The 26265-nt window shown below is 69.1% G+C and carries 17 protein-coding genes and 2 pseudogenes; 4 read left to right on the forward strand and 15 right to left on the reverse strand.

The window, feature by feature from the left end; genetic code table 11:
• Positions 1–31: 31 nt before the first annotated feature.
• From OG246_RS00205 to OG246_RS00230, 6 genes are all read right to left on the reverse strand, one after another.
• Complete coding sequence (locus OG246_RS00205) at positions 32–967, reverse strand: VCBS repeat-containing protein (protein ID WP_266454128.1); 936 nt, start codon at positions 965–967, stop codon at positions 32–34.
• Positions 968–1251: 284 nt separating this feature from the next.
• Positions 1252–2577 (reverse strand): hypothetical protein, encoded by a 1326-nt coding sequence (locus OG246_RS00210; RefSeq protein WP_266454130.1) that lies wholly within the window; start codon positions 2575–2577, stop codon positions 1252–1254.
• Positions 2555–3133, reverse strand: a complete 579-nt coding sequence (locus OG246_RS00215; protein ID WP_266454132.1) for a DUF6114 domain-containing protein — start codon at positions 3131–3133, stop codon at positions 2555–2557. Before OG246_RS00215 ends, OG246_RS00210 begins: the two co-directional genes overlap by 23 nt.
• A 187-nt stretch (positions 3134–3320) precedes the next feature.
• Complete coding sequence (locus OG246_RS00220; RefSeq protein WP_266454134.1) at positions 3321–3965, reverse strand: DUF6230 family protein; 645 nt, start codon at positions 3963–3965, stop codon at positions 3321–3323.
• 646 nt (positions 3966–4611) lie between these two features.
• Positions 4612–5598 carry a tetratricopeptide repeat protein gene (locus OG246_RS00225; RefSeq protein ID WP_266454136.1) on the reverse strand — a complete coding sequence of 329 codons (987 nt, stop codon included), beginning with the start codon at positions 5596–5598 and terminating at the stop codon, positions 4612–4614.
• A gap of 164 nt (positions 5599–5762) precedes the next feature.
• Positions 5763–6920: a transposase gene (locus OG246_RS00230; RefSeq protein ID WP_266454137.1), complete on the reverse strand. Its 1158-nt coding sequence runs from the start codon at positions 6918–6920 to the stop codon at positions 5763–5765.
• Positions 6921–7386: 466 nt separating this feature from the next.
• Here OG246_RS00230 and OG246_RS00235 point away from each other — a divergent pair, with 466 nt between their 5' ends.
• Together OG246_RS00235 and OG246_RS00240 are read left to right on the forward strand one after the other, a co-directional pair.
• Positions 7387–8016, forward strand: a complete 630-nt coding sequence (locus OG246_RS00235) for a TetR/AcrR family transcriptional regulator (RefSeq protein WP_266454139.1) — start codon at positions 7387–7389, stop codon at positions 8014–8016.
• Positions 8017–8100: 84 nt separating this feature from the next.
• Positions 8101–8820 (forward strand): hypothetical protein, encoded by a 720-nt coding sequence (locus tag OG246_RS00240; RefSeq protein ID WP_266454141.1) that lies wholly within the window; start codon positions 8101–8103, stop codon positions 8818–8820.
• Positions 8821–9047: 227 nt separating this feature from the next.
• On the opposite strand, the pseudogene OG246_RS00245 reads toward OG246_RS00240, so the two are convergent.
• Positions 9048–9460: pseudogene (locus OG246_RS00245) on the reverse strand (hypothetical protein).
• A gap of 16 nt (positions 9461–9476) precedes the next feature.
• Positions 9477–10235, reverse strand: a complete 759-nt coding sequence (locus OG246_RS00250; protein WP_266454143.1) for a polymorphic toxin type 27 domain-containing protein — start codon at positions 10233–10235, stop codon at positions 9477–9479.
• A gap of 97 nt (positions 10236–10332) precedes the next feature.
• On the opposite strand from OG246_RS00250, the pseudogene OG246_RS00255 reads away from it, so the two are divergent.
• Positions 10333–10464: pseudogene (locus OG246_RS00255) on the forward strand (pirin family protein); the annotation flags it as partial.
• Positions 10465–10604: 140 nt separating this feature from the next.
• Here the strand turns inward: OG246_RS00255 and OG246_RS00260 are convergent.
• The 6 genes from OG246_RS00260 to OG246_RS00285 all read right to left on the reverse strand — a co-directional run bounded on the left by OG246_RS00260 (position 10605) and on the right by OG246_RS00285 (position 23035).
• Positions 10605–11207, reverse strand: coding sequence for a hypothetical protein (locus OG246_RS00260; protein WP_266454145.1), 603 nt, complete (start codon positions 11205–11207; stop codon positions 10605–10607).
• A 25-nt stretch (positions 11208–11232) separates the two neighbouring features.
• Complete coding sequence (locus OG246_RS00265) at positions 11233–18921, reverse strand: polymorphic toxin-type HINT domain-containing protein (RefSeq protein WP_266454147.1); 7689 nt, start codon at positions 18919–18921, stop codon at positions 11233–11235.
• Between the two features lie 475 nt (positions 18922–19396).
• Positions 19397–20170: a hypothetical protein gene (locus tag OG246_RS00270; RefSeq protein ID WP_266454149.1), complete on the reverse strand. Its 774-nt coding sequence runs from the start codon at positions 20168–20170 to the stop codon at positions 19397–19399.
• A gap of 174 nt (positions 20171–20344) precedes the next feature.
• On the reverse strand, positions 20345–22045 hold the full coding sequence (locus OG246_RS00275; protein ID WP_266454151.1) for a methylmalonyl-CoA mutase: 1701 nt from the start codon (positions 22043–22045) through the stop codon (positions 20345–20347).
• Positions 22046–22128: 83 nt separating this feature from the next.
• Positions 22129–22461 carry a DUF3817 domain-containing protein gene (locus OG246_RS00280; RefSeq protein ID WP_266454153.1) on the reverse strand — a complete coding sequence of 111 codons (333 nt, stop codon included), beginning with the start codon at positions 22459–22461 and terminating at the stop codon, positions 22129–22131.
• Between the two features lie 64 nt (positions 22462–22525).
• Positions 22526–23035, reverse strand: coding sequence for a MarR family winged helix-turn-helix transcriptional regulator (locus OG246_RS00285; protein ID WP_266454154.1), 510 nt, complete (start codon positions 23033–23035; stop codon positions 22526–22528).
• Positions 23036–23225: 190 nt separating this feature from the next.
• Between OG246_RS00285 and OG246_RS00290 the strand changes: the two genes are divergently transcribed.
• Entirely contained in the window at positions 23226–24239 is a 1014-nt protein-coding gene (locus tag OG246_RS00290) for a glycoside hydrolase family 6 protein (protein WP_266454155.1), read from the forward strand.
• A gap of 68 nt (positions 24240–24307) precedes the next feature.
• On the opposite strand, the gene OG246_RS00295 is transcribed toward OG246_RS00290, so the two are convergent.
• A complete protein-coding gene (locus tag OG246_RS00295; RefSeq protein WP_266454156.1) occupies positions 24308–26263 on the reverse strand; it encodes a galactose oxidase-like domain-containing protein in 1956 nt (651 codons plus the stop codon).
• Positions 26264–26265 lie beyond the last annotated feature (2 nt).

The following is a 26265-nucleotide window of genomic DNA, read 5'->3' on the forward strand; positions in this document are numbered from 1 at the left end:
GTTGGGGGGCGAAGGGGCTGGCCGGAACTACTCAGAAGAGCAGGTTGTAACCCCAGCCACTGCCGCCGATCTGCGTGCGCGGTGCGAAGGGGGCCGTGGCCGTGCCGGTGCCCTTGAACAGCCACAGCACGCCCGCGCTGTCCACGCCGATCAGGTCGGTCTTGCCGTCGCCATCGTTGTCGCCCACAGAGACGAGATTGGTGTAGTCCGCCCACGCCCCGCCGGTGGGAGCGGGCACGATGTAGCGGGTGTTGGCGAACACCGCTTCGGCCGTGGCGGTGCCGCTGCCCGGGTAGACGTAGAGGGCACCAGCCGTGGATCGGGCGATCACGTCGGCCTTGCCGTCGCCGGTGTAGTCACCCCGGCCGGCGAGTTTGTCCATGCCGTTCCAGCCGACTGAGCGGACCAGCACTCTGGTGGACAACGTGCCGTCGGCTTTGCCCTGGTAGAGCCAGAGCGCGCCGGTCGTGTCGCGGGCGAGCAAGTCAGGGTGGGCGGTGCCGCCCATGTTGCCCACGGAGATGAGCAGGGTGTACTGGTCCCAGCCGGTTCCGAGCACCTTGGTGTCGTTGCCGCGTTCGGCGGTGTAGTACAGCGTGCCGTCGATCACGGCGTACAGGTCGGTACCTGTCAGGTTGTTCGAGATGTTGGCCTGGGCGAGCAGGGTCGCACCGGCGTAGCCGCCACCCAGGTCGAACTTGGCCGCGAAACCACCGGTGCCCTTGGCCTCGTGATCGAAGAGACGGCCGTTCTTGTCGAGGCCGATGAGCGGGAAGAGGCCTGTACCGTCGGCGGCCGCCTGCTGGACCAGCGGCGCCTGGTCGGTGTGCGCGGCCTCTGCGGAGTCCGGCGCGGAGGGCGAGGTCTGTGCGACCGTCGCCGTCGTCACCGCCAGTGCGGCGGTCACGGCGACTGCGGCCGCGAGCACCGCCGCCCGGCGTACCGAGCGGCTGACGAGAGTGAACATGGAGTGATGCCCCTCGCTGATGAGGTCGGCGGGGGACACGCACGCGCACACGCCCCAGCGCATCGCGCGCTGGTCATGCTTTCCCCGGTGCCGCCCCCGTGCCGTGGCTGGTCATGCTCACGGCAAATTCACTCTATGGGGAAGTTGTGAAAGTTGTAAACAGCCTTTAAAGGAGTGGCCCGGGGGCAGAGGACCCGCAATGACTGTGGCCCGGCACCTCCGCGTGAGCGGAAGAACCGGGCCACAGCCCTATGTGCGGCTCCCGGATGGGCTCTGGGCCGTGCTCAGTCCTCGGTCTGGTACGTGCTCATCCCGGGGATGGTCAGCGTTCCGCCGAACTGGCCGGCCTGGACGACCTTCACGTCGGTGAAGTAGATCAGCGGGATGTTCAGCGGGGGCGGGTTGTCCGGGTCGAACGTGATCGGTATCAGGCCGAACAGCTTGCCGGAGATGCTCTCCGTGTACATGACCGTGTCGCCGTCACGGATGGTGGACGTCGTGCCCTCGTCCGCCTGGACGTGGTAGGTCGCGCCCGCATGCTTGTCGATCACCGTCTGGTGCAGATCGCCGATGTCGGTGCCGTCGGAGATCACGTACTTCAGGACCCTCTTGACCGTGCCGTCGGCGGTCTTCACCTTCACGACACCCTGGTAGTCGGCACCCTTGAGCAGCAGGGAACTGGCGTTGAGGTACCAGGGATCGTTGGGCAGGATCACCGGGTTGTCGACGTTGCCCTCTTCGTCGGTGGAGATCGGGCAGTCGGCGGCGTCCGTACTGGCGCTCGCGGACGGGCTGGGGCTGGCCGACGAAGTGGCCTCGTCCGCCGCCTCCTTGGCCGCCTCCGCGCTGTCCTCGGCCGCCTGGGACGCCGTGTCGGTGGCGTCCTTCACGGTGTCCTCGACCGTCTCGGTGACCTTGTCGGCCGTGTCCTTGACGGTGCCGGAGCTGTCGCTGCCCGACGTGTCCTCGCTCGCGCTCGCCGAGGCGCTGGCGGACGGCGTGGGGGTGGCGCTCGCCGTCTCGTCGGGCGTGAGGATGTCCTTGATGGCGTCGCCGATGCCCAGCGGGTCCAGCGGGTTGCTGCTGGTCTCGGACGCCGAGGGGGTCGCCGTAACCGTGTCCGCGCTGCTGTCGCTGCTCTCGGACGTCTTGGTCGCGGACGCCGACGGGGTGGGCTCGGCCTCGTCGTCGGAACCTGAATCCGACGAAGAGGTGTCGCCCTCACCCGAGGTCGCCGTGGCCGAAGGGCTCGGCTCGGTCTCGTCCGCGGACTCCGAAGCGCTCGCCGAGGCGGACGGCGTCGCGCTGGCGGACGCGTCCGTGCCGTCCTCGGCCCCGTCCAGGAGCTCGACGCAGGCCTGGTACTCCTCGGCCGTCAGACTCTTCGAGGTGGTCGGCTGGTCCTCGGCGTTGGCGAGCGTCGGCGTGAGACCTATGCCCATGAGGACGGCGGTCGGCATGGCCGCGAAGGCTATCGCCTTACCGGCGGGCATGTGGAACCTGGTGGACAGCGGCTTCTTGGGAGCGGCGTGACGCGGCCCGGTTCTCACACGGGGCTGAGCCTCGGAGTCACCCTGGGACACCTCGTCAGTCGGCACGGTACCCCCCATTGCCGTTGTCGGCAGAGGCGCTCTCGGGCAGGTGCTGGTCCGACTCCGGCGCGCCCGCGTCGGTCGTGCCTGCGGCATCGGCCTCGGCGGGAGCGGGCGCTTCCTTCGCATACCCCGCGTGCTTACGGGACCGCTTGGCCTTCGTGCCGTCGGCCGACGCGTCGGCGGGCATCCAGGAGACGGAGAGCGCGCCGCCGAGCATCGCCAGCAGGAAGCCCACGATGAAGCCGCCGATGTTGGAGACCACCAGGGACACCAGGGCGAGGACGATCGCCGCGACGCCGGCGAAGATGCGTGTGGCCTGCTGGAACCACATCGTCAGGCCGAGCGTGAACAGCAGTACGCCGATGATGAGGGAGCCGGCACCCGCGGTGGTCGCCATGGCGACCGACATGGTGCCCAACTTGAGGGTGGCGTACGGGAAGTAGGCGATCGGCACACCGCCGAGCAGGGTGAACAGACCCGCCCAGAACGGCCGGGCGCCCCGCCAGGCCCGGAATCGCAGACGCGCGTGGGTGAAGTACCCGGCGCTCTGGACCGGAGTCTCGGCACTCATGGAAAACAGCTCCCTGGGTCCGGTTGAAGTACGTACCGGCTCGGCCGTTGGCGTGGAGAAGCCGGAAAGTCTGAGTTTGTTGTCCGCCGTCGGGCGTCGGGCTGGGCATGTGGGGCGGAGAAGCACAGGCTTCCCCGCCCCCCTGGTCAGCTCAGCTGTCCAAGGTCACTTCTCACGGCCGCAGCCGTCAGAAGCACTCCATGTCCGCACTCGTGCCGAGGCGCATCTTCAGGCCACTGAGCTTGAAGGTGCCGGCCGAGGTCGCCCACGCCGTCTGATCGACGTCCGACAGGTCGGCCGACTCCGCCTGCTGGGCGAAGCCGCCCGGCAGCGTCGTCTTCGTGTCCTTCACGGCAGGACCACGGGTCTTGTCCTGAAGGGCAACACCGATGTCGATGTTCGTGAACGTCGCATCGGCGTCGAGCTGCGACATGTCGATGTAGAGATTGTGTGCCTTGACCGGGTTCTTCGGGTCGGCCCCCGCGTCAAGACGAAGGTAGATCGTCTTGTTTATGACAGGGATCGTCGTCTTAACCGACTGGCACATATTGGTCAGGGTCGCGTCGTCGAACGACGAGATGGCGACGGGAACCTGCGTCTGCTTGTCACCTGCGGTCGAGGTGTAGACGGTGTCCATGCCACCGTACTGGGCGAAACCGTCACCGTGCAGCTTGTCGACATGCACCTTGAACTGCTGGCCGGACACGCTGAACGACGCGGCCAGCGCACCCTGCGCAAGCCCGACACCCACGGCCGCGGCCGCGACGACGCTGGGCACCATGACCACAGCGAAGCGCTTCCATCTTGTCCCGCCACGCACCTGGGACTCCATATTTCCTCCTTCTCGGACGTACATCTCCTGGCCCTGACTGCCCCGTTGTAGCGGCCCAGCCGGGCAGGGATGGGAGAAGTGCTACGTCCTCGGGAAGGAGAGCGCCCGTACTTTCAGGCGCAAACCGAGCCCGAATCACTGGCGATCACCCCCGAGCGACAACCACTGGTCGCGCCTGACGCACATCACGCACAACCTGCTGGACAGGCTCTGCCGAACGGCAAAGACCCCCCTGCCCAAGAGACGGCACCACTGTCGCCGTCCCTACTCGGTGGGGACCCAGAAAACCCCTTGACCCGATTGGCTGTCGGGGTAGGGGGTAATGGACCGAGCGTCGCCGATCGTGGTGCATTCTCGCCGCCCCCGCAAGGGGGTTCGTTACTGGCTAGTAACGGGCGGATAACCGAACAACGACCCGTCGGTATCGGTCGACAACGCAGGGTGGCGCCAAGGTGGGTGACACACCGGTTGATCCTCGGACAGAATCCGACAGAACAACGCCCTCGACTTACTCCAAGTAACAGCGGCCGCGTTTACCAAGATTTGGTAAAGCGCGGCCACTTCTCGCTCCGTCGGCACATCTTTCACCCGGGCATCACACGACCTGGCGTTTAGCAACAGGTCAGAGAACCTGTCGGAGCACCCGTCAGAACAGCGCCCGGGCCAGCGCCCTGCGCGCCGCGATCACCCGCGGGTCGTCGGCGCCGACCACCTCGAAGAGCTCCAGCAGCCGCAGTCGTACGGCATCCCGGTCGCTGCCCGCCGTGCGCTGCACCGTGTCGATGAGCCGCCCGAAAGCGTCTTCGACATGCCCACCCACGAGATCCAGGTCGGCGGCGGCGATCTGCGCCTGCGCGTCCCCCAGCTTCTCAGCGGCGTCCTTGCGCACCTGCTGCGGATCGGCGCCGGCCACCCGCTGGAGCAACTCGGCCTGGGCAAGACCGAGTTTGGCCTCCGTGTTGCCCGGGTCGTCGCTCAGCACGTTCTTGTACGCCTGTACGGCACCGCCGAAGTCGCCCGCGTCCAGGGCCTGTACGGCGGCCTCGAGGAGCGCGTCGTACGGTCCGGCCGGTGCTTCGGCAGCCTCCACCGGGGCGCTCCCGGGCTCGGCGTCCGGGTCGACGACCAGGCCGGTCAGCCCGAAGCGCTCCTCGGCGACCTGCACGAGCTGGTCCAGGGTCCCGCGGATCTGGGCCTCGCCCGCCGCACCCTGGAAGAGCGGCAGCGCCTGCCCGGCGACCACCGCGAAGACGGCCGGGATCCCCTGGATCCCGAACTGCTGCATCAGCATCTGATTGGCATCGACGTCGATCTTGGCAAGAACGAAGCGTCCGTTGTATTCGGCGGCCAGCCGCTCGAGCACCGGGCTGAGCTGCTTGCACGGCTCACACCACTCGGCCCAGAAGTCGATGACGACCGGGACCTCGGTGGAGCGCTGCAGGACGTCGCGCTCGAACCCGGCCTCGTCGACATCGATGACAAGGCTGGCGGGGGAAACGCCCCCGCTCACACCCCCGCCACCCTGCCTGGCCGCTTCGGCGCGCGCCTGCTCCGCCTTCGCCTTGGCCTCCTGGGCCGCCTTCACCGCGGCGAGGTCGACGACTCCGCTCATGGACATGTTCCGTGGCTGCATGAGTACATCTTCCCCCTTCCCGTGCGCGTGTGTGAAAAGCCTTGTCATCTTCTCGGCCGTGGACGGCCGAGCTTGTGCACTCGGTCGTTCACACCTTGTCGCGCTCCCGACTGTCCCCTACGACGGGACGGTCACGGGGCGCATCTCCCCACGGTTCGGCCTGTTCAGGCCGGTGCGGGGACGGGTGCGGTGACGAACACCCACGCCGAGCGTGCGCGGTTGCGCACGTTGACCCCGGCGACGTGGTCGGCGGGCCCAGCGAGGCCACACCGACGACAGCAGAAGTGGTCCCGGTCAGGCCGGTTGGCCTTCTCGGTGTGCCCGCAGCGCGGGCAGCGCTGCGAGGTGTAAGCCGCATCCACCTCCAGGAACGGCACCCCGGCCATCTTTGCCTTATAGGCGAGGTGCTGTCCCAACTGGTGAAACGGCCATGAGGAGAACGCGCCCCGCTGGTCGCGGCGAAGCCGTACCCGGTCCCGGATCCCGTCCAGCAGCTCGACGGCGATCCCGCGACCGGTGCGTTGCGCGACGGACACGATCTCCTTGCTGATGCCGTGATTCAGGTGAGTGGCATGGCGCTGCTCTTTCTTCGCCCGGCGGGCCATGCGACGGGTGGCCGAACGGGTCCGCTTGGCCTGGAGTTCAGCGCGTTTGCGGGCTTGCCAGCGCCGGTAGCGGGCCAGCCGTCGGCCCTGGTAGTTGGTGCCGTCGGAGGTGGTGGCCAGGTTGACGATGCCACGGTCCACACCGACCCAGTCCACCGGCTCGAACACCTCGGGATCGGGAAGGTCGCAGGTCGCGATCAGAAACCACTTGCCGCCCCGCCGGACCAGGTCGGACTCGCCTTTGCGGTACCCGGCCAGCGTGTTCAGCTGGTCTGCTGAACCGGTGTAGGGGATGCCGCGCATCCGCCCGTCCACCGTCCAGATGGACACCGTGCGCACGTCCGTCTGCCAGGACAGACACCGGTCGTCGAACGGCTGCGCCGCCTCCGGCCGGAAAACGGCCGGCGAACCGACCGCCTTGCGGTACCGCTTCGACGACGGACCACCCAGCCGCCCGGCCTTCAGACTCGCCGCAAGCGCGCTGTAGGCATCCACAACCTTCTTCACCACCCGCACCGCCGGCTGCGCCGACAACCCGAACGCAGCCTTGACGTCCGCGTAGACCAGCTTCTGCAGCCCGTTGCGGTCCCTCACGCCCGTCTCGAAAGCAATGCGGGAGACATGATCGGCAGCCCGGTTGCAGGCACGCAGGGTCGCCTCCAACGCCGCCACCTGCTCCGGCGACGGCAACAGCTTCACCTGCACCACCAGCTTCACGACCCCAAACCTAGACACCACCCCGCACACCCGAGCGGACTTCGCACACAGCCACCCACCCTCGCGACCACCCCGCACACACGTACGCATCTCCCGGCCCGCCGGACAGCGACACGGACACTCCGCCCCCGACCTTGACCGGTGACGCGGAGCGTCACCGGTCAAGGATGCGATTCTTCCCCGGCGTGAACGCCGGGGCATCCACGCAAGAATCAAGTGAAAGCCAGGCCAGTTTTCGTCCCCACTGAGTACTGCTAGGCGCCGGGTCCCCACCTGACGCCAGTGCGGTTGTCACCCGCGTTCGAGCTTTCGCTACGAGTCGTAGCGTAACTGCCCGAGCGCCTCGCTGTCCGCGCTCCACCGGTGATCTGCCTCACGGCTCCACAGGAACGCTCGGATACGGGTGCGCGAGACGGCGGGCACGGCCGGATCCAGCGGCGCAGGACGGCCGGATATGGTCACTGACATGCAGAGTCGCACTTCCGCCCCCCATACGACGGGGCGCCCACGCAGCGCCGCCGCGGACGCCGCGATCCTGGAGGCGACGCGGGCCGCACTGGTCGAACTGGGCTGGTCCAAGCTCACGTTGGGAGACGTCGCGACCCGCGCCGGGGTGGCGAAAACGACGCTCTACCGCCGCTGGGCGGGCAAGAACGAGCTCGTGGTCGACGCGGTTGCCGAACTCTTCGACGAACTCGAACTCCCCGACCGCGGCAGCCTTGCCGCCGACATCGAGGGCGTGGTCCTCCAGTTCGCGGCGATCCTGTCCCGCCCGGAAGCGAAGACCGCCCTGATGGCGGTGGTGGCGGAATCAACCCGCGACGAACCCCTGCGCGAACGCATCCGCACCTCCATCGTCGACCGCCAGAAGCGCCTGGTCCTGGAGGGCCGCGCCCGCGCCCAGCTCCGAGGCGAACTCCCCCCGGAGACGGACCCCGTCACGGCGGCCCGCACGGCCGACCTCATCTTCGACGTGGTGGCGGGCGCGGTGGTACACCGCACCCTGGTGAGTGCGGAGCCCGCGGACGAGGAGTGGGTACGCAGCTTCACTCGAATCCTGCTGCTGGGTCTGGCAGGCGCGGCGGAACCGGCGTAGTCAAAACGTAATAGGGAAAAGACTTTTACGTCGGTAAGATTCTTTCGCCAATGCTTCGCCCCGCGAGAAATGTCAGGAATGAGCATGAGATTGCGAAGGGTCCTCCCGGTCGTCGCCGCACTTCCCGCCCTGCTGGTGATATCCGCGTGCAGTAGCGATTCGAAAGAATCCGACGGCAAGAAGGCCACACCGACCGCGGAGGCGACGTCGAGCGCGGAGGCCAAGGAGGCCGCCGAGGCCAAGCGGATCGGCGCGATGGACCCGAAAGCTCTGAAAAGCGCCACAATCTCCGGGAAGGGCGAGGGCTTCGAGTTCAAGCAGGTCGCCAAGGCGGACGTCGAGGCAGGCTTGGACATGAAGGCCGACAAGGCCGCGTGCCAGCCGATCGCCAGCCTCGCGGGCGGCTACACCCACATCAAGGCGGTGAGCGTGGAACACCGCTCCCTGACGCCCACGGAGGCCACCGACGCCACCATCGGCTCGATGTGGCTCGCCTCCCATTCCGAGAAGAACGCCAAACTGGTCATGTCCGACCTGCGCGCTTCCCTGAAGAAGTGCGACGGCTTCAAGACGCTCGGCCTCACGTACAAGGACGTGAGGCAGCTCAAGGACCCGTCCCTCGGCGACGAGGCGGTCGGCTACCGCATCACGAACGTCGTCGGCAAACAGTCCGTGCCGATGACGTTCACCATCGTCCGCAAGGGCGGGGTGATCGCCGCTTTCTACGGGGTGAACATGCTGACGCCGGAGAAGAGCGCGATTCCGGAGGCGGCGATCGAGGCGCAGTTGGAGAAGCTGGACTGACATCATAATTCCGGTTCCCGGAGAAGTTGTCCACAGACGTCAGTGCGAGGGAATGGCCAACATCACCGATCCAATTTGCGTACACGCGTAATCGGCTGTTCCAACTCACCAACGAAGGCTACCTACTGCGGTTACCGCATCACCGCTCGACCGGCTCTGAGCGGGAACGCGAAACGAAGGGGCTTCCCCGGTGCTCTGTGCACCGGGGAAGCCCCTTCCCTTTTCACTCAGGTGACGTGCCCCGATTCCACCGGGTACTCCGGCGGCCAGGGCTTGCTCGCGTCGTACAACGACGTCCGGTCAACCATCAGCTCGTACTCCGCCTCCCGCCAGGACGGGTGGCCGCCGACGACGAAGCTGTCGCCGTCCCGCTCCAGCATCCAGGTGTAGGCGGCGTCCTCCGCCGGAATGCCGTGCCGTTCGCTGAGCACGGCGAACTCCTCGGCGGTCGCCCGCCGGATGTGGAGCCCGTTCCCGTAGAAGGGCTTCAGGAACATCAGTTCCACATGCCCGATATAGACCTCGACCCTTTCGTGGTCCGGTCCTCGCGCAGGGCCTCACTGGTCAGGAAGAGCTGGCGGTGTGAGGGGTTGAACCCGCTCACTCTGAAGAGCCGCCCCTCTCGGACGAAATCCGTCATGACCACTCCTTCCTTCTCACTCGTCGGGCACCAGCGTTCCGTTGGCGTACGTGAAGCGATCCGGCTTGACGACGTCGTACTGCTTCGTATCGGGGTTGTACATTCGCCACTCGATGGAACTCCACTTACGATCCCCGCCCCGGACTGCCGTACGGAACTTGACCATCTCCCACGCGGTTCCCCAGCCGGTGGACTGGATGAGCTCCCAGTTGCTGCCCGTGATCGTCTCCCTTCGTGCCAGAAGCAGTTGCAGCGCGGGGTTGAAGTCCTTGGCGCCTTCGACACCGTCCAGGGACACCGTGATCTTCACGTTGGGGTTGCTCACCTCCCGCTCCACGCCCACCGTCCAGATGGCGCGCTCCCCCATGCCCATGCTTGCGGGCAGTTCGATGTCGTACGGCTTGCCGTTGAAGGTCTGGCCTCCGACGACGCCGGCCAGATTGTCCGAGCCGGGATTGTTCTTGCCGACGTTGATACCGAGGACGATGTGATCACCGTCCTTCACGAGATCCTTGAGGATCTCCTGGCACTTCTTGACGATCTCGTCGTCGGACGACGCCGCCGTGACGGAGTACGACGCGACCTTGAGGGTCGCGGCGTCCGCCACCTCGCACGCCACGCCGACCCGCTGGAAGATCCGGCGGACGATGCCCTGGACGGCGGCCTCGATCAGACCGATGGTGCGGAGCGACTGGAAGGCGGCCATGAACCCGACGCCCGTCTTGATGGAGGCGTCCATCGCCATCACCGCGGCCTTCGCCGTCCGGAAGATCACGCCCGCGACGAACCAGCTGGCCGCCAGCTACCGAAGAGGATGCCGATCGGGTTGACGCCCTCCTCCACGTCCGCCGCCCTCAGGCGCGCCGTATGCCTACGTCCATCCGGTAAGGGGTGAAGTGCGCCTGGCGGGTCAGGAGTTGGGGCCTGGCGACGTGGCCCGCATCACCGGGGCCGAGGCCATGGAGGCGACCGCCGCCTCACCGGTCGAACTGCTGGTCCGGTAGATGACATCCGCCTGAACGGGCGGTGACCGTCCGCGCAGTCCACCGGCGTCGGCGGTCTCCGGCCGCTTCGGACATGCCATGGGGGCGACCGGAGATCCGTTCTCCGCCCGCCCCCATGGGCCGTCAGGTGTTGCGTGCCGTCAGGGTTCCTGGACCTGGTACCTGACGCTGTCGACGAGGAACTCGCCGTACCGCATCGCCGCTCCGATCGCCTCCAGCCTCGTGTACTGCGCTGCGGACAGCGAGACTTCGGGGGCGCACCTCATGGCTCTCAGCAGGATCCGGAACGCCAGGTCCGGGGTGCAGTGGCGCGCGCAGTCGGTGAGCGCCGACCGCACCTCGGCCGTGAGGAACCGTGCTTCCCCGATCTCGGCGACGACCGCGTCGAGGCAGGCGGTGCCGTCCTCGGCGTCCGCCCCCGTGAGCACGTGCCCAGTGGCGTTCGCCGACAGCCGGGCGTCACACAGGCCGGCGACCGTGCGGGTCCACGTCGTTCCGCCCCCCAGATCCTCGAAGGCCGGCATGTACTGGCAGCCGGCTTCCCAGAGCACCTCCAGCGCCGGGGACGAGAGGCTGTCGAGAGCCCGTGCGTCACGGCGTACGGCCAGGACGTGTTCGTCCTCCGACCGTGCGAGGTCGTTGGCGACGGCGTCGGCGGGAGTGTCCCCCTCATGCTTCCAGTCCTGATGGAAGAGGGACATCACCCGCGTGACCCCGAAGTCGAACGGCGTGAAGCGTGGCATCAGAGCACTCCCTTCGGGTAGCACGTCATTTCGGGTAGCACGTCATGACGTAGAAACCCATGGGGTGCTTTCCACTGACGTTCTTGTCGACGCGCACGAGCTTGATGTAGAAGCGGTTGCCCGTGGCCGCCGTGGCTCCACCGGCACGGTACTCCGTTCCGAGCGAGGTCTTCCCGCTGAAGGTGCCTTCGAACTCCAACCACGGATCACGGGTCTTCGAGAGCCAGTTCTTGATCCGGGTGGCGTTCTTGGCCAGCGCGTAGTCGACGACCGCCTGAGCGGTCTCCTGGTCGACGAACACGCTGTTCACTCCCTTCGCGTTGGCCAACCGCGCGGCCTCGGCGGCATCGACCAGCCCGTCCGCGGCTGCCCCGGCCGTGTGCTCGTCAAGAGTGTGGGCCAGACCGGGGAACTTCTGCCCGTCGAACACGAGGTCGTTGCAGTTGTGGACCAGGACCGGGCTGTCCCCTGCCACCGCGTAGAAGGTGTGCAGACCGGACACGGTCACGTCGTACACGGTCCGGGGAGCCGCCTCGTGCCGGTCCTTCACGGTCAGCACGGTGCGCGTGCCGTCCGGGGTGGACAGGGTGTCCCCGGGGCGCAGGTCGGAGGCCAGGATCCAACCCTGACCGGATACGAAGACCTTGTGCCCGGGGGTGCTGGTGAGACGGCCGCCCTCGGCCAGTGTCACGTCGACCAGCTCGGCGGCGCCGTGCTGGAAGGTACGGGTGACGGCCTCGCCCCGGGTCGCCCCGGTCGCGGGGTCGGAGGCCAGCAGCAGATCACCGGTCCGTACGTCGCCGATCGCCTTGCGGCGGCCGTCGGCCAGGACCACCTCAGTGGTGGCGGGGAAACTGTTGGTCAGGCAGCCGGTCTTCAGATCCTCGTAGATGGCCACCTCCCGCTCGATCGCCGCCACGGCCGCCGTGTCGACGCCGTCGAGCGCCTTGAGCGCCGCGAAGGCCTCCCGGACTCCGACTCCGGTGATGAAGGCGGCGTCCACGGCGCGCAGCGCATCCGCGATGGGACGGATGATCTTGCCGGCGAAGAGTGACACCACATCCACCGCAGCCCAGGCGCAACCGCCCACGCTTCCGTTCTGCCCACCCGGGGTGAGCTTCTGGGCGCACTTGATCCAGCTGCCGAAGAGGATGTCGATCGGGTCGACGCCCTCCTGGTACTCCGCGATCGTGATGGTGTGCGTGACCGTCTGGGACAGTTCGTCGGTCCGTATCTGGCCGATGTAGGTGGTTTCCGCTGACGGGCAGGTGTACTTCTGCGGGTCCAGGTCCTGCGCGGTGCACAGGTACAGATCGAGGACCGCCACGTACCGGATCTTGGAGGTGATGGTGCAGTCGCCGTTGTAGAAGAGATTGTCGATCCAGCCGTCGCATCCGTCCGTCTTGCTGACGACCTGCGGGTCGCCGACCTTTTCGATGTGGTCGACGATGTAGAACACGCCGCCGATCGAACCGTCGGCGCCGTCGGGGACGGTGCCATCGCTGATCTGCTGGGCGTTCTCCGCCTTCTCGGTGCGGTCCGCCGCGTCCTGGGCCTCCTGGGCGGCGTCGCGCGCCCCCTCGGCGGCCTTCTCGGCGGCGGTCGCGTCGATCTCCGCCTCGTCGGCGGTGGTACGGGCGGCGGCAGCGTCGGCCTCCGCCTGGGTGGCGACCTCGCGGGCGTGGGCGGCGTCGTGCTCCGCCTCCGTCGCCGCGTTGTCGGCGGCGGCGGCGTCCTGCTCGGCTTCGTTCGCCGCCCAGTTCGCCGCCAGCGCGTCCTCACCGGCCGACATCGCGTAGCCGTCGGCGCGTTCGGCCGAGCCCTGCGCGGCCTTGGCGTCGGCCGCAGCCTGGTTGGCCGAGGCCTGCGCCCGCTGGTACGCCTTGGCGGCGCGCAGCGCGTCGGCGGCGGCGGCGGCCGACGCCTCCAGGGCCAGCTTCATGTCGGCCGCGGCCTGTGCCGCCAGGGCCTTCGCCTCGGCCGAGAACTCCTCGGCGAGACCGGCCGTGGCAGTTGCGGCGGCCACCTGCTGCTGGGCCACCGTCAGAGACGACTGCCCCGTCAGGACCGCGAACGCGGCGGAGCTGTCCTCCTGCTGGTAAGGCGTGCCGAGGGCGATCGCCTCCTGCGCCGGCCGGGTCACGGCGGCGGCGGAGTCGCGGGCCGCGAGCGCGGACGCCACGGCCGCCTGGGCCTTGCCGACGGTCACCGCCGCCCAGTTCGCGGTCTGCTGCGCCTCGGAACGGGCGCCCGCGGCCTCGGTCTTGGCGGTCTTGGCCGCCGTGTTCGCCTTGTCGGACTCCTCCTTGGCTCCCTTCGCGTCGGCCGCGGCCGCCTCCGAGGCGTCGATGGCTTCGGCCGCCTTCACGTGCGCGTTGGCGGCAGAACCGGCGGCGACCAGGTACGACGCCCAGGTGGCGTCGGCCGCTGCCCGGGCCCGGGACGCGGCGCCCTGTGCCTGGGTCGCTGCCTCACGCGCGTTGACGGCGGCGGCCGTGGCCGCGTTCGCCGACGCGCGGGCGTTGGTGGCCGCCGTGGTGGCGGTGTCCGCGGCCGAGCGGGCGTCGGTGGCGGCGGCACGGGACGCCTCGGCCGCGTCCGTCCCCTCGTCGGCGTCGGCCTTCGCCTCCAGGGCTGCGGCCTTCGCGAGCAGCGAGTCGCGCCGCTGCTCCGCCTCCAGGGCGTCGTCGCGGGCGGCGACGGCGCCCCTCTCGGCCTGTTCGGCCACCGCCCGCTTGTCGGAGGCGACCGTGCCGGACGCCTCGGCCGAGGCGCGGGCATCGCTCGCGATCCGGCCTTGGGCGACGGCGTCGGCCTCGTGGCCGGCGGCGATGTCCCGCTCGTGCTCGGCGGTGGCCCGGTAGGCCGCCGCGTTGGCGCGCTCCAGCTCGGCGACGGCACGGGTCCGCTGCGCGTCGGCGGCGGCCTGGCGGGCCTCCTCCTCCTCGCGGGCCGCGTCCTCCTTGGCCTTCTTCGCGATGGCCGCGTTGTTGGCGGCGGAGGTGGCGTACGCCTCGGCGCTGTCCGCGGCGGCCTTCGCCTGGGCGGCGGCCTCCTGGGCGGCGATACGGCGGAACTCGGTGTTGACCGCGTGCGCCTCGGTCTGCGCCAGCGCCAGCAGCGCCTGCGAGGTGGAGACCGTGGCGTTGGCCGCGTTCAGGGCCGTCTCGGTCGCCTTGGCGGCGGCGGTCGCGGCGGCCCCGGAGGCTCGGGCGACCTGGACCGACTGCTGGGCGTAGCTCAGGCCCCGGCCACGCGGCACGTCGCTCGCGTCCGCGATGTCGTACGCCTGCTGCTGCGCGGTCACCACGCGGGTGGCGGCGGCCGAAGCGGCCGTAGCCTGCTGCTTCGCCGAGGTGGCCAGCGCCTGCACCTTGCCGCGGGCGCGAGCGAGGTCGGCGTTGGCCTGGTCGAACAGCGCCTGCTTGGGCTTGAAGAGGCTGTCCGGGTTGGTCTTCAGCTCGTCGTGCCAGTACTTCTGCCAGAGCAGGATCTGCTCGGCGAGCCAGGCCTGGCCGATGGCCTCGACCATGTCGTCCGTGGCCTCGCGGGTGGCCGCCGCGGCGTCCGCCTCCGCCTGCAGGATCGCGGCGCGCGGGGCTGCCTGGGAGGCGTACTCCGCGTTCCACTCGGCAGTCGCCGTGGAGACGACCAGGCCGAGGGCGTTGTTCGGGTCGACCGGGTCCTGGTGGTCGCAGGACGACCAGGCCTGCTTGAGGTTCTCCACCTCGTAGCGGAACTCGGCCGAGTCCGCGGCGGGGGCCTCGCTCAGGAAGCCGCCGTGGCTCAAATACGAAGCGATGTCCGAGGCGGTCGTACCGCCGGCGAATCTCGTCTGGTTGACGGCCGTGTCGCGGAGCATCTCGTCCGCGGCCCAGTCGTTCCAGATGTCCTTGCCGCGGTTCTCCTCGGTGATCTTCTTGGCCTGCGCGACGGCCTCGGCACCGGCGTTGCTGTGCCCGTCCCAACCGAGGCGGCCGGCCAGCTCCTCCTGTGTGAACAGGGTGAACTGCAGGACGGCCGCGTCGAACTCGGGTGCGTGCAGCGAGATCTCGTCACTGAACGAGCTGCGCGCATACGGACGGTTGGCGTCCTCGAGGCCGGACGTTCGAGCTGCCGAGGCGTCCCGGTAGACGAAGGCCGCGGTACGGTCCTCGCTGCTGGCCTGGCCGAGCGGTTCGAGCCCGATCAGGCCACTGTCGCCGACGATGGCGTGCAGTTCGGCGGCGGTACCGGTCAGGCCCTCGATGGCCTTGGCCTTCATGCTGGCGCCACCCACGTGCAGGGCGACCCCGGCGATGCACTGGTCCCGGCGGGGCGTGCTGCGGGTCTCACTGATGAGCTGGGTCAGCTCGACCAGCTTGGCCCGTCCGCCGTAGGCGTCCAGGAAGATCTGCCGGATACCGGTGCTGACCTTCTCGATGGCCTCGGCGAGGGCGGGGATCCGGCCGACGATGACCGCGGAGGACGGGATGTCGACGAGGGACCACAGGCAGTCCTCGGTGCCGTCCAGGGCCAGGCACTGCTTGACCTTGGCGGTGCCGAACTCGTCGAGGAGGATCTGCCCGCCGTTGGCGGCGGTCCAGTCCACCACATCGACCGATACGGCGGTCAGCGCGTCCTCGTACGCGTCAACACAGGTCTGGCCGCACGCGTCGAGGAGGATCTGCTTCTCCTGCTCGCCGAGGACGGCCCAGTTGGCGGAACCCCCCTCGATCGGCGTGTTGCCGTCCTGGAGGGCGTCCTCCCGCTCGGCCTCGTTCTGCTCGCGCTGTTCCTGTTCAGCCTGGGCTGCGGCGTCCTCGGCCGCGTTGCTGTCGGCGTCGGCGTCGGCCGCCTTCGCCTCGGCGTCCTTGGCGTCCTGCTCGGCCTTGGTCGCCTCGTTCACGGCGTCGCTCGCGGCACCGGCTGCCCGCGAGGCGAGTTCCTCAGCCTGGGCGGCGCTGCGCTCGGCCTCGGTGGCCTCCCTGTCGGCCTGGGTGGACTCGGTCCCCGCCTCACCAGCGGTGTTACGGGCGCTGAGGGCGTCCGAACCGGCCTGCTGGGCGTAGCCAGAGGCGGACTCGGACGCCTTCTTCGCGGCCTGCTGTGCGTCCTGGGCCTCGGCCGCGGACGCCTGGGCTCGGGCGACGGCCTGGGTCGCTCGCACCGAGTCGGTCGCCGCCTGCGCGGCGGCCTCGGCGGCGAGCTTGGCGTCCCCGAGTGCCTGATCGGCCGCCAGCTGAGCAGCCTCGGCGGCTTCCGCGGCCTCTGCCGCCTTAGCCTCCGCGGCTGCGGCCTGCTGCTCCGCCAGGGTCTTGGACGTTTGCCCGACGAGTACGGCGAACGCGGCCGAGGCGTCCTTCTCCTGGTACGGAGTGCCGATGGCCACGGCGTCGTTGGCGGCGGCGATGGCCTGGCCCGCGCTGTCGCGGGCGGCCAGCGCGGCCTGTCCGGCTGCGTAGGCGCGACCGGTCGCGGTGGCGGCCGTGGTGACCGCGGACGCGGCCTCGATGCCCGCGGCGGAGGACTCCTCGGCCGCCTTCTTCGCCAGCTCGGTGGCGTTCTCCGAAGCGGTGGCAGCGTTGTCGGCGCGCAGGGCTGCGTCCTGGGCGGCGTCCAGCGCGGTGGCGGCCGCGGCGTGCGCGTCGGCGGCAGCACCGGTCGCCTTCAGGTAGGACGACCATGCCTCGTCGGCGCTCGCCTGGGCGCGTTCGGCAGCCGCTTCCGCCTTGGTGGCGGCGGAACGGGCGCTGACCGCGGCCGCCTTGGCCTCATCGGCGGCGGTCTGCGCGGCAGTGGCGGCGGTCGCGGCATCCGTCGCAGCCGTACGGGCCTTGTCGGCGGCCGCGCGGGTCTCGGCGGCGGCCTCCGTGCCCTCGGCGGCCGTTGCGGCTGCCTGGAGCGCGGCGGCGCGCGCGGCCGTGGCCTGCTTCTTCTGCAGCGCAACCGTGGCGGCCGTACGCGCGGTGGCCGCGGCCTTGGCCTTGACGTCGGCCGCAGTCCGCTTGTCCTTGGCGGTCCCGGCGGCCGTCGTGGCGGCCGACTTGGCCTCCTCGGCGGCGGTCTGCTGGGTCGCCGCCTGTACCTCGGCCTCCTGCGCCTTGGCACGCTCTGCGGCGGCGCTGACGCGGGAGGCGACGGCGGTGGCCTTCTCCAGCTCGGCGGTGGCACGCTGGGTCTGCGCGGTCGCCGCGGCGTCGTGGGCCTCCTCGCCCGCCTGCTCGGCGGTGGCCTGCGCGGCCTTTGCTGTGTCGGCGCTGTCCGCGGCGGCCTTCGCCTCGGCGTCGGCGGTGTCGGCGGCGGCCTTGGCTTGCGCGGCCGCCTCCTCGGCGGCGATGCGGCGGAACTCGGTGTTCACCGCGTGCGACTGGGTCTGCGCCTTGGCCAGCAGGGTCTCGCTGTCGGCGACGGTCGCCTTGGCGGCTTCCAGGGCGGTGCGCGTCGCCTTGGCAGCGGCTTCGGCGGCCGCGCTGGAGGCTCGGGCAACCTGGACCGACTGCTGGGCGTACATCAGGCCCCGGCCGCGCGGCACGTTGTCGGCATCGGCGATGCCCCACGCCTCCTGCTGCGCGGTGGACGCCTTCTGGGCCGCGGTGGCGGCAGCGGCGGCCTGCTGCTCGGCCGAGGCGATCAGCACGGCTGCCTTGTCCCGGGCGGCGGCGAGGTCGGTGTCGGCCTGGTCGTAGAGCGCCTGGTCGGGCTGGCTGAGCGCGTCGGGGTCGCTGGCGAGTCTGTCTTGCCAGTACTTGCGCCAGGTCAGGATCTGTTCGGCCAGCCAGGCCTGTCCGATGGCCTCGATCATGTCGTCCGTGGCTTCACGGGTGGCGATGGCGGCGTCCGCCTCGGCCTGGATGATCGTGGCGCGCGGGGCCGCCTGAGAGGCGTACTCCAGTTCCCACTCCGTCATCGCGGCCATCAGGGGACCGTTGAGCACACGCCGGACGTCGACCGGGTTCTGGTAGTCGCAGCCGGCCCAGGCCTGCTTGAGGTCCTCGACGAGGATCCGATACTGGGCGGAGCCCTCGGCAGGCGCCTCCTTCGGGAAGCCGCCGTACTTGAGATAGAGGGCGATGTCGCTGGCTGTGGTACCGCCGGAGTACTGCTTCTGATTGACAGCGGAATCCCGGAGCAGGTCATCGGCGGCCAGGTTCTCCGCCCACTCGTTCTGGTCCTGGTTCGCCTCGGTGATCTCCTTGGCCCGGGCGATCGCCTCGGCACTGGCGTTGCTGTGCCCCTCCCAGCCGAGCCGACCGGCCAGCTCCTCCTGCGTGAACAGAGTGAACTGCCGTACGTCCGCGTCGAACGCGGGCGGGTCCCACATCATGTCGTCGCTGGCGTACGCGGATTGGACGTACGGCGTGTTGGCGGCATCGAGAGCTTCGGTGCGAGCGTTGGAGGCGTCCCGGTAGTCGAGCCCGGCCTCCTTGTCCGCGTCCGACGCCTGGCCCAACGGCCCGAGCCCGATCCAGCCACGGTCCCCGATGACCGCGTACAGCTCCTCGCTGCTGCCCTTCAGGCCCTCGATGGCCTTGGCCTTCATGTTCGCGCCGCCGTAGTGCAGCGCCACACCGACGAGGCAACGGTCGAGCCGCTGGTCCTCGCCAACACTGTTGCGGTAGAAGCCGAGGTCTTCCTCGGGTGTGACGTCAGCCGTCGCCGGTGCGGCCTGCACCAGGCCCATCAACACGGCTGCCGCGGTGAGGAAAGCCGTCCCGCTGACGCCTCTCGTCACCGCATGGCGCAAGCGTCGTCGGCGTCTGCCGACGTCTCTGAACGATGGCATGTAGGTCTGCCCAACAATCTCTTCGATGGTCGGCAGCATCCACACCATGGGCATGACAGACACAGCGGCAGCCCAACACCACGACGACCCCCCGTGCGGCATGCGCCAGCACTCGCCCCTCCCACGAACTGGCGCCGCCGCTTACCCGCGAACGGTCTCACGCCGTGATCTTCACGGGAAGGTCAAGAACTCTCCATCAAGACCCCAGGGAGCGACACAAACTGACAAAACAAACTACGGCTTGACCGTCTCTTTACCTTGGGGATGGAACCCAATCGCATACGAGACCGTCCAAGGCGACTCGAGCCCGATGGGCTGGTGGAAAGGGTGCGCGCCGGGCGGCTGTTGAACGGAATCGCGCCCTCCCTGAGCGGTCCGCTGAACATTCCCGGCAGCCACCGCACCCCAGCGCCAGCGCCAAGTCCTAGAACCCCCGCACCGACCGACCCCCCTCCACCCCGTCCCCCGCCCGCAGCAACCGCAGAAACGCCTTCAACCCCGCGATGATCTCCTCGTTGTTGGTCAGGCGATTCACCGTGGCCTCGAACTCCCGCCCCAGCGCGGCGATCTTCCGGTCGGCGTCATCGGCGCGCTCGTACACCGAGACGCCCAAGGCATCGACAGTGCGCCGCAGTTCGGCGAGGGAGCGGTACTGCTCCTCGGTCTTCTCCTCCAGGACCCGCACGCCCGTCACCAGGCGCGTGACATTCCCCCGCAGCTCGACCACGTCGTCGCGCGGATACGTCACGTCCTTCAGCAGCGTGCCGAGGCGTCGCCGCAGTTGGGCGAAGTAGGCGCCCGCGGGGCGGAAGACCGTGCTCAGCAGGAAGAAGCCGGCGAACCAGTAGCCGGTGGCGTTGCCCGTGGCGGCGGTGACCGCGACGACGAGGCCCGCCGTCACCAGGTGCCCGGCGATGGCGGCCCGAAGCATCACGCGCGCGATCCTCGCGGCCTCGGCGTCCCGCTCCTTCGAGACCACCAGCCCCTTCTCCCGGCTCACCGCGATCTCGGCGAGCACCGAATGGGCCCGGAAATAGAGATTCCACGGCACCGTCAGCAGAACGAGCAGCCAGAGCAGGCTCACCACCCCCGCCGCGGCCCCCAGCACCACGGACAGCGGCGCACCCACCGCGTACGCGAGCACGAGCGCTCCGACCGTCGCGAACACAGCGCACACACCGATCAGGAACTTCCCCATACCGTCCCCCAGTTGCCCCGCCCGGCACCGGCCGGGTCCGCCATCACGGCCCATCGTCCCGGCCCGGCGGCAGCCGGTCATGAGTACGACTACCTACGGCCGCTCCCCGCGCCGGTGATCGGCGCCGAGAGCGGCCGTGGGGTGTTCCTGGTCGCGTCGTGCGCGGCGCCGGGGTCAGAAGCCCGGCGGCTCCGTGTACGTCCCCCACTCGTCCCGGAGGACGTCGCAGATCTCCCCGAGCGTGGCCTCCGCCCGGACCGCGTCCAGCATCGGACCGATCATGTTGGAGCCGTCGCGGGCGGCGGCCAGCATGGCGTCCAGTGCGGACCGTACCGCCGCGCCGTCCCGCGCGGCCTTGCGGCCGCCGAGCGCCCGTACCTGCTCCCGCTCCACCTCATGGCTGACCCGGAGGATCTCCAGGTCGCCGGTGACGGAGCCGTGGTGGACGTTCACGCCCACGACCCGCTTGTCGCCCTTCTCCAAGGACCGCTGGTACTGGAACGCGGACTCGGCGATCTCCCCGGTGAACCATCCGTCCTCGATGCCCCGCAGGATGCCGGAGGTCATCGGACCGATCGGGTGCTGTCCGTCCGGGTGCGCGCGCAGCCCCCGCTCCCTGATCTGCTCGAAGATCTTCTCGGCGTCCGCCTCGATCCGGTCCGTCAGCTGTTCGACGAACCAGGAACCGCCCAGCGGGTCGGCCACATTGGCCACGCCCGTCTCCTCCATCAGCACCTGCTGCGTACGCAGGGCGATCTCCGCGGCCTGCTGCGAGGGCAGCGCGAGCGTCTCGTCCAGGGCGTTGGTGTGCAGCGAGTTCGTGCCGCCGAGGACCGCCGCCAGTGCCTCCACCGCCGTACGCACCACGTTGTTGTACGGCTGCTGAGCGGTCAGCGAGACCCCCGCCGTCTGCGTGTGGAAGCGCAGCCACTGCGCCTTCTCCGACTTCGCCCCGTACACGTCCCGCATCCAGCGCGCCCAGATCCGCCGCGCCGCCCGGAACTTGGCGATCTCCTCGAAGAAGTCGAGGTGCGCGTCGAAGAAGAAGCTCAGTCCGGGCGCGAAGACGTCCACGTCGAGACCGCGCGAGAGTCCCAGTTCGACGTATCCGAACCCGTCGGCGAGGGTGTACGCGAGCTCCTGCGCGGCCGTCGAGCCGGCCTCGCGGATGTGGTAGCCGGAGACGGAGAGCGGCTTGTAGGCGGGGATCCGCTCGGCGCAGTGCTCCATCAGGTCGCCGATGAGGCGCAGGTGCGGCTCGGGCTGGAAGAGCCACTCCTTCTGCGCGATGTACTCCTTGAAGATGTCGGTCTGGAGCGTGCCGTTGAGGACGGCGGGGTCCACGCCCTGCCGCTCGGCTGCCACCAGGTACATGCAGAAGACGGGCACGGCGGGCCCGCTGATCGTCATCGATGTCGTGACGTCGCCGAGCGGGATGTCCTGGAAGAGGACCTCCATGTCGGCCGCCGAGTCGATCGCGACCCCGCAGTGCCCGACCTCGCCGAGCGAACGCCGGTCGTCGGAGTCCCGCCCCATGAGCGTCGGCATGTCGAAGGCCACGGACAGGCCCCCGCCGCCGTTGGCGAGGATCATCTTGTAGCGCTCGTTGGTCTGCTCGGCGTTCCCGAACCCGGCGAACTGCCGGATGGTCCACGTGCGCCCTCGGTAGCCGGTCGGGTAGAGGCCGCGGGTGAAGGGGTACTCCCCCGGCCAGCCGATCCGCTCGAAGCCCTCGTACGTGTCTCCGGGCCGCGGCCCGTACACCGGCTCCACGGGATCGCCGGAGAGCGTGGTGAAATCCGCGTCGCGCTTACGCGCGGCGTCGTACCGGGCCTGCCAGCGTCGGCGGCCCTCTTCGATGGCGTCAGCGTCCATACCTTCGAATTTACTAGGACGTCCTAGTAAATGTCGATGGCTGACCGCCGTAGGTTGCCCATACGGCGGCAGAGGTTGTGCGATTACGCCTTGGCGACCGCGGGAGCGCCGTCCACAAGGCTGCCCTCGAGCTCGCGGGTGATCTTGCGCTCGACGAAGAAGGCCGCGGTCGGGATGGTGCCCGAGATCAGCACCCACGCCAGCTTGCCGAACGACCACTTCGCCTTGGAGCCCAGATCGAAGGCGAAGACGAGGTAGACGATGTAGAGCACGCCGTGGATCTGCGAGACCACGAGCGTGAGGTCCTCTCCCTTGTCGAAGCCGTACTTGAAGATCATGCAGGTGCACAGCACCAGCAGCATCACGGCGGTGACGTAGGCCATCACCCGGTAGCGGGTCAGCACGCTCTTCTTCATGCCAATGAGCGTAACCAGGCACTCCGGGCGATCTTCGGGCACCCCCGACCCGTACCGGAGGAGGCTATTCCTCGTCGAAGTCCCGCGCGGCGACCCGCAGCGGCCGCAGCATCGCGAAGATCTCCCCGCACTCCTCGGCGTCGTACGCCCCGAGCCCGAAGTCCATCGACATCAGGTCCTGGGTGGCCGCGTCGCAGACCTCGCGGCCCTTCTCGGTGATGGAGGCGAGCGTGCCGCGCCCGTCGTTGGGGTTGGGGCGCTTGTCGACGAGCCCGGACCTCACCAGCCGGTCCACGGTGTTCGTCACGGACGTCGGATGCACCATGAGCCGCTCACCGATCTTGGACATCGGCAGCTCGCCCGCCTTGGAGAACGTGAGCAGCACCAGCGCCTCGTACCGCGCGAACGTCAGCCCGTACGGCTTCACCACCGCGTCCACCTCCGCGAGCAGGATCTGGTGCGCGCGCATGATCGAGGTGATCGCCGCCATGGACGGCACAGAGCCCCACCGCTGCTTCCAGTGCTCGTCGGCACGGGCGATGGGATCAAAGGCAAGGCTGAGCGGCTTCGACACGCCAAAGACCTTACCGGCCGGTCACATCGTGGTCAGCCCCGTCTCGCGTTTCGGTCCCCGGCCCCGGAACGCCTGGCAGAACACCGTCCGGACCTCGCCGCCCCAGTGTCGTATCCATGTCGATTAAGCGCCCTATGTAACGATTACTGATGAATCGTCACTGATAGTCACCTTCGCTCAAGGGGGCAGGATGTCCCGGCTGATCCGTACCTTCGCGGCACTCGCGGCGCTCGGGCTCGCGGCGGGCTGCTCGTCCATGACAGGCGTCGACGAGGCCTCCGTCGTGCGGCGCGCGCCCCAGGACGCGACGCCCACCACGCAGTCCCGGTCCCCTTTCTGGGTCGATCCCGCCAGTCCCGCCGCCCAGCAGATGGAGATGTGGAACAGACAGGGGCGCGCGCAGGACGCCGAGTCGCTGAAGCGGATCGCGGACCAGCCGGCCGCGCTGTGGCCCGCGGGCGAGGACCCGGGGGCGACGATCAGGGCGGCGGCCTCGGCAGCCACGCAGGAGGGGCGGACGGCGGTGTTCGTGGCGTACAACATCCCGCACCGCGACTGCGGGCAGCACTCCGCGGGCGGGGCCTACGACGCGAGCGCCTACCGGGAGTGGATCGGGAATTTCGCGGACGCGCTGGGCGACAGCAAGGCTCTCGTGGTCCTCGAACCCGACGCCGTCGCGCACATCGTGGACGGCTGCACCCCGGGTGAGTACCACGCGGAGCGCGAGCAGCTGCTCTCCGAGGCGATCGTGCGGCTGAAGCAGCAACCCAACACCAAGGTGTACCTCGACGCCGGCAACCCCGCCTGGATCGAGGAGCCCTGGAAACTCGTCGAGCCGCTGCAACGCGCAGGGGTCGCCCAGGCCGACGGCTTCTCGCTGAACGTCTCCAACTTCCAGACGGACGCGGTGACGAAGGAGTACGGCGTCCACCTGTCGCAGGACCTCGGCGGCAAGCACTTCGTGGTCGACACCAGCCGCAACGGCAACGGGCCGCTGAGCGGCGACCGCAGCGAGGCCTGGTGCAATCCGCCCGGCCGGGCGCTGGGCACCCGGCCCACCACAGAGACCGGGGAGTCCGCCCTCGACGCCTATCTGTGGATCAAGCGGCCCGGAGAGTCGGACGGGCAGTGCCGAGGCGGGCCGGCGGCGGGGCAGTGGTGGCCGGACTACGCGTTGGGGCTGGCGCGCAACTCCAAGGCTTAACGGTCGGCAGCAGATGACGGATAACAGATTTCAGAATCTGATATCCGTCATCTGTCACTTGTCATCTGTTACTTGACCTGGATCCACTTCGCCTCCGACGGCGTCCCCTCCCCGTCCGTCACGAACAGCATGTACCAACCCGGCGGCACCAACGCCCGGTCACTCGGTACGTCCACGGTGACCGAGTTCTTGGTCTTGGTGAGCCCGAGTTCGATGGACCGCTGCTCGACGTCCGTCGTGTGCGTGACCGCGCTCGGCCGCATCAGCCGGGCCTTGACCACACGCTCCGGATACTCGGTCGGGTAAGTCGCGCGCCGCTTGCTGTCGAGTGTCTGCGGGCCGTCGCCCAGCACGGGGCGGTTCTTGCCGTTCTTGTGCAGGGCGGGCGGGGTGAAGATCTCCATGCGCTGCTCGAAGTGGCCGAGCTTGGTGTTCTGCTGGTCGTCGAAGAGCGGGTCGGAGCCGAAGGTGGCGACGCGGCCGTCGGGCAGCAGCAGTGCCTCGGAGTGGTAGTTGCGGCCGACCTTCGGGGAGGCGGCCTCGTAGAAGGAGTTGGCCTTGGGGTCGTAGAACTGCGCCTTGAGGATGTTGCTGGCGCTGCGGCCGCGGTAGTCCTCGGAGCCGTTGGTGGTGAAGACGGAGTCGTCCGGCATGATCACGCTGTTCAGGTACCGGGTGCCCTGGGGGAGGTTGGGGCCGTCCTCGAAGGAGGGGCTGCCCTTCTTGAGGTCGACGACGGCCGTGCGCGGGGTCGACTTCTTGGACTCGCCGACGCCTCCGCCACCGAGGATCATCACCTTCTGGTCCTGCGCGGGCGGCAGCAGGAGGGAGGCGGAGGTCTCCGTCTCCTCCGGGTCCCGCAGGCCGTGGACCTTCTCGAACTTGTTGGTCTTCAGGTCCCAGATGCCGGGCTCGCGGCCCTTCTCGGCGGGCCCGTAACCGGCGTTGGACGCCGGGTAGAAGAGCTTGCCGCCCTTGGTGAGGAAGAGCGCGGGGTACGTCGGGAAGTACCGCTTCGGGCCCGGCGTCCACTTCTTGGTCTTCGGGTCGTAGATCTCGTTGTCACCGGGGTCGATCACGCCGACGTCGTCGAGGCCGGAGACCGCGAGGACGCGCCCGTCCTCCAGGCCGACGAGCGTCGGGTACCAGCGGGCCTTCTGCATCGGGTCGACGGGGAAGTACTTCTCGGCCTTCGGGTCGAACTCGTAGGCGGCTCTGATCCCCTGGAAGTCCTGCTTCTCCAGGGTGATCTTCTCGGAGAGGCCGTACGTGTTGTCGGCGTCCTTGCCCTTCAGACCGACGATCTCGTACTGGGCCTGCTTGTCGGTGGCCGAGGTCGGGCCGTCCTCGGTGGCCTCCACGAAGACGCGGGACTCGCTCGCGAGGACCTTGGTCTTCCAGGGCTGCATGACGCCCGCACGGTTGTACGTGATCTTCTGTGTGCGCTTGGCCTTGGGGACCGTGACGTCGACCTTGCTGACGTACTCGACGCCGGCGGGTGAGCGGAAGCGGGTGCCCTTCTTCAGGAGGACCGCCTTGTCGGGGTTCTCGTTCTTCACCCGCATACCGCCGCCGGCCCGTTCGACCTCGCCCTCGAGCAGCTCGTAGCGGGCGGTGCCGCCGGCCACCAGCATTCTGCCGCTGGGGAGTTGGGCGTGCCCGGAGCAGAAGAAGTCGTCAGGAGTGGCGATCTTCTTGAAGGTGTCGGTCGTCGGGTCCCACAGGACGGTGTCGAAGGACCCCTTGTCGAACTTCCGCTTCTCGTTCCCCGAGCCCGCGACGATCAGCACCTTGCCGGTGTGCAGCAGGGCGGCGTGGATGGCGTTGGTGCGGTAGTCGTCGGGGATGTCGAGGTGGCTCCAGGAGCCGTACTTGGCCTTGTAGCCGGGCTGCGCGATCTTGTACTCGTAGTACTTCTCGCCGGCGAAGTCGAGTGCCGCGGGGGCGTTGAGTCCGGCGAGTACGACTATGCCGCCGATGCCCAGCACGGTCTTCTTCGTCTTCTGCGAGGGCTGGTAGGCCATGG

The organism is Streptomyces sp. NBC_00620 (assembly GCF_026341825.1).
Lineage (GTDB): Bacteria > Actinomycetota > Actinomycetes > Streptomycetales > Streptomycetaceae > Streptomyces.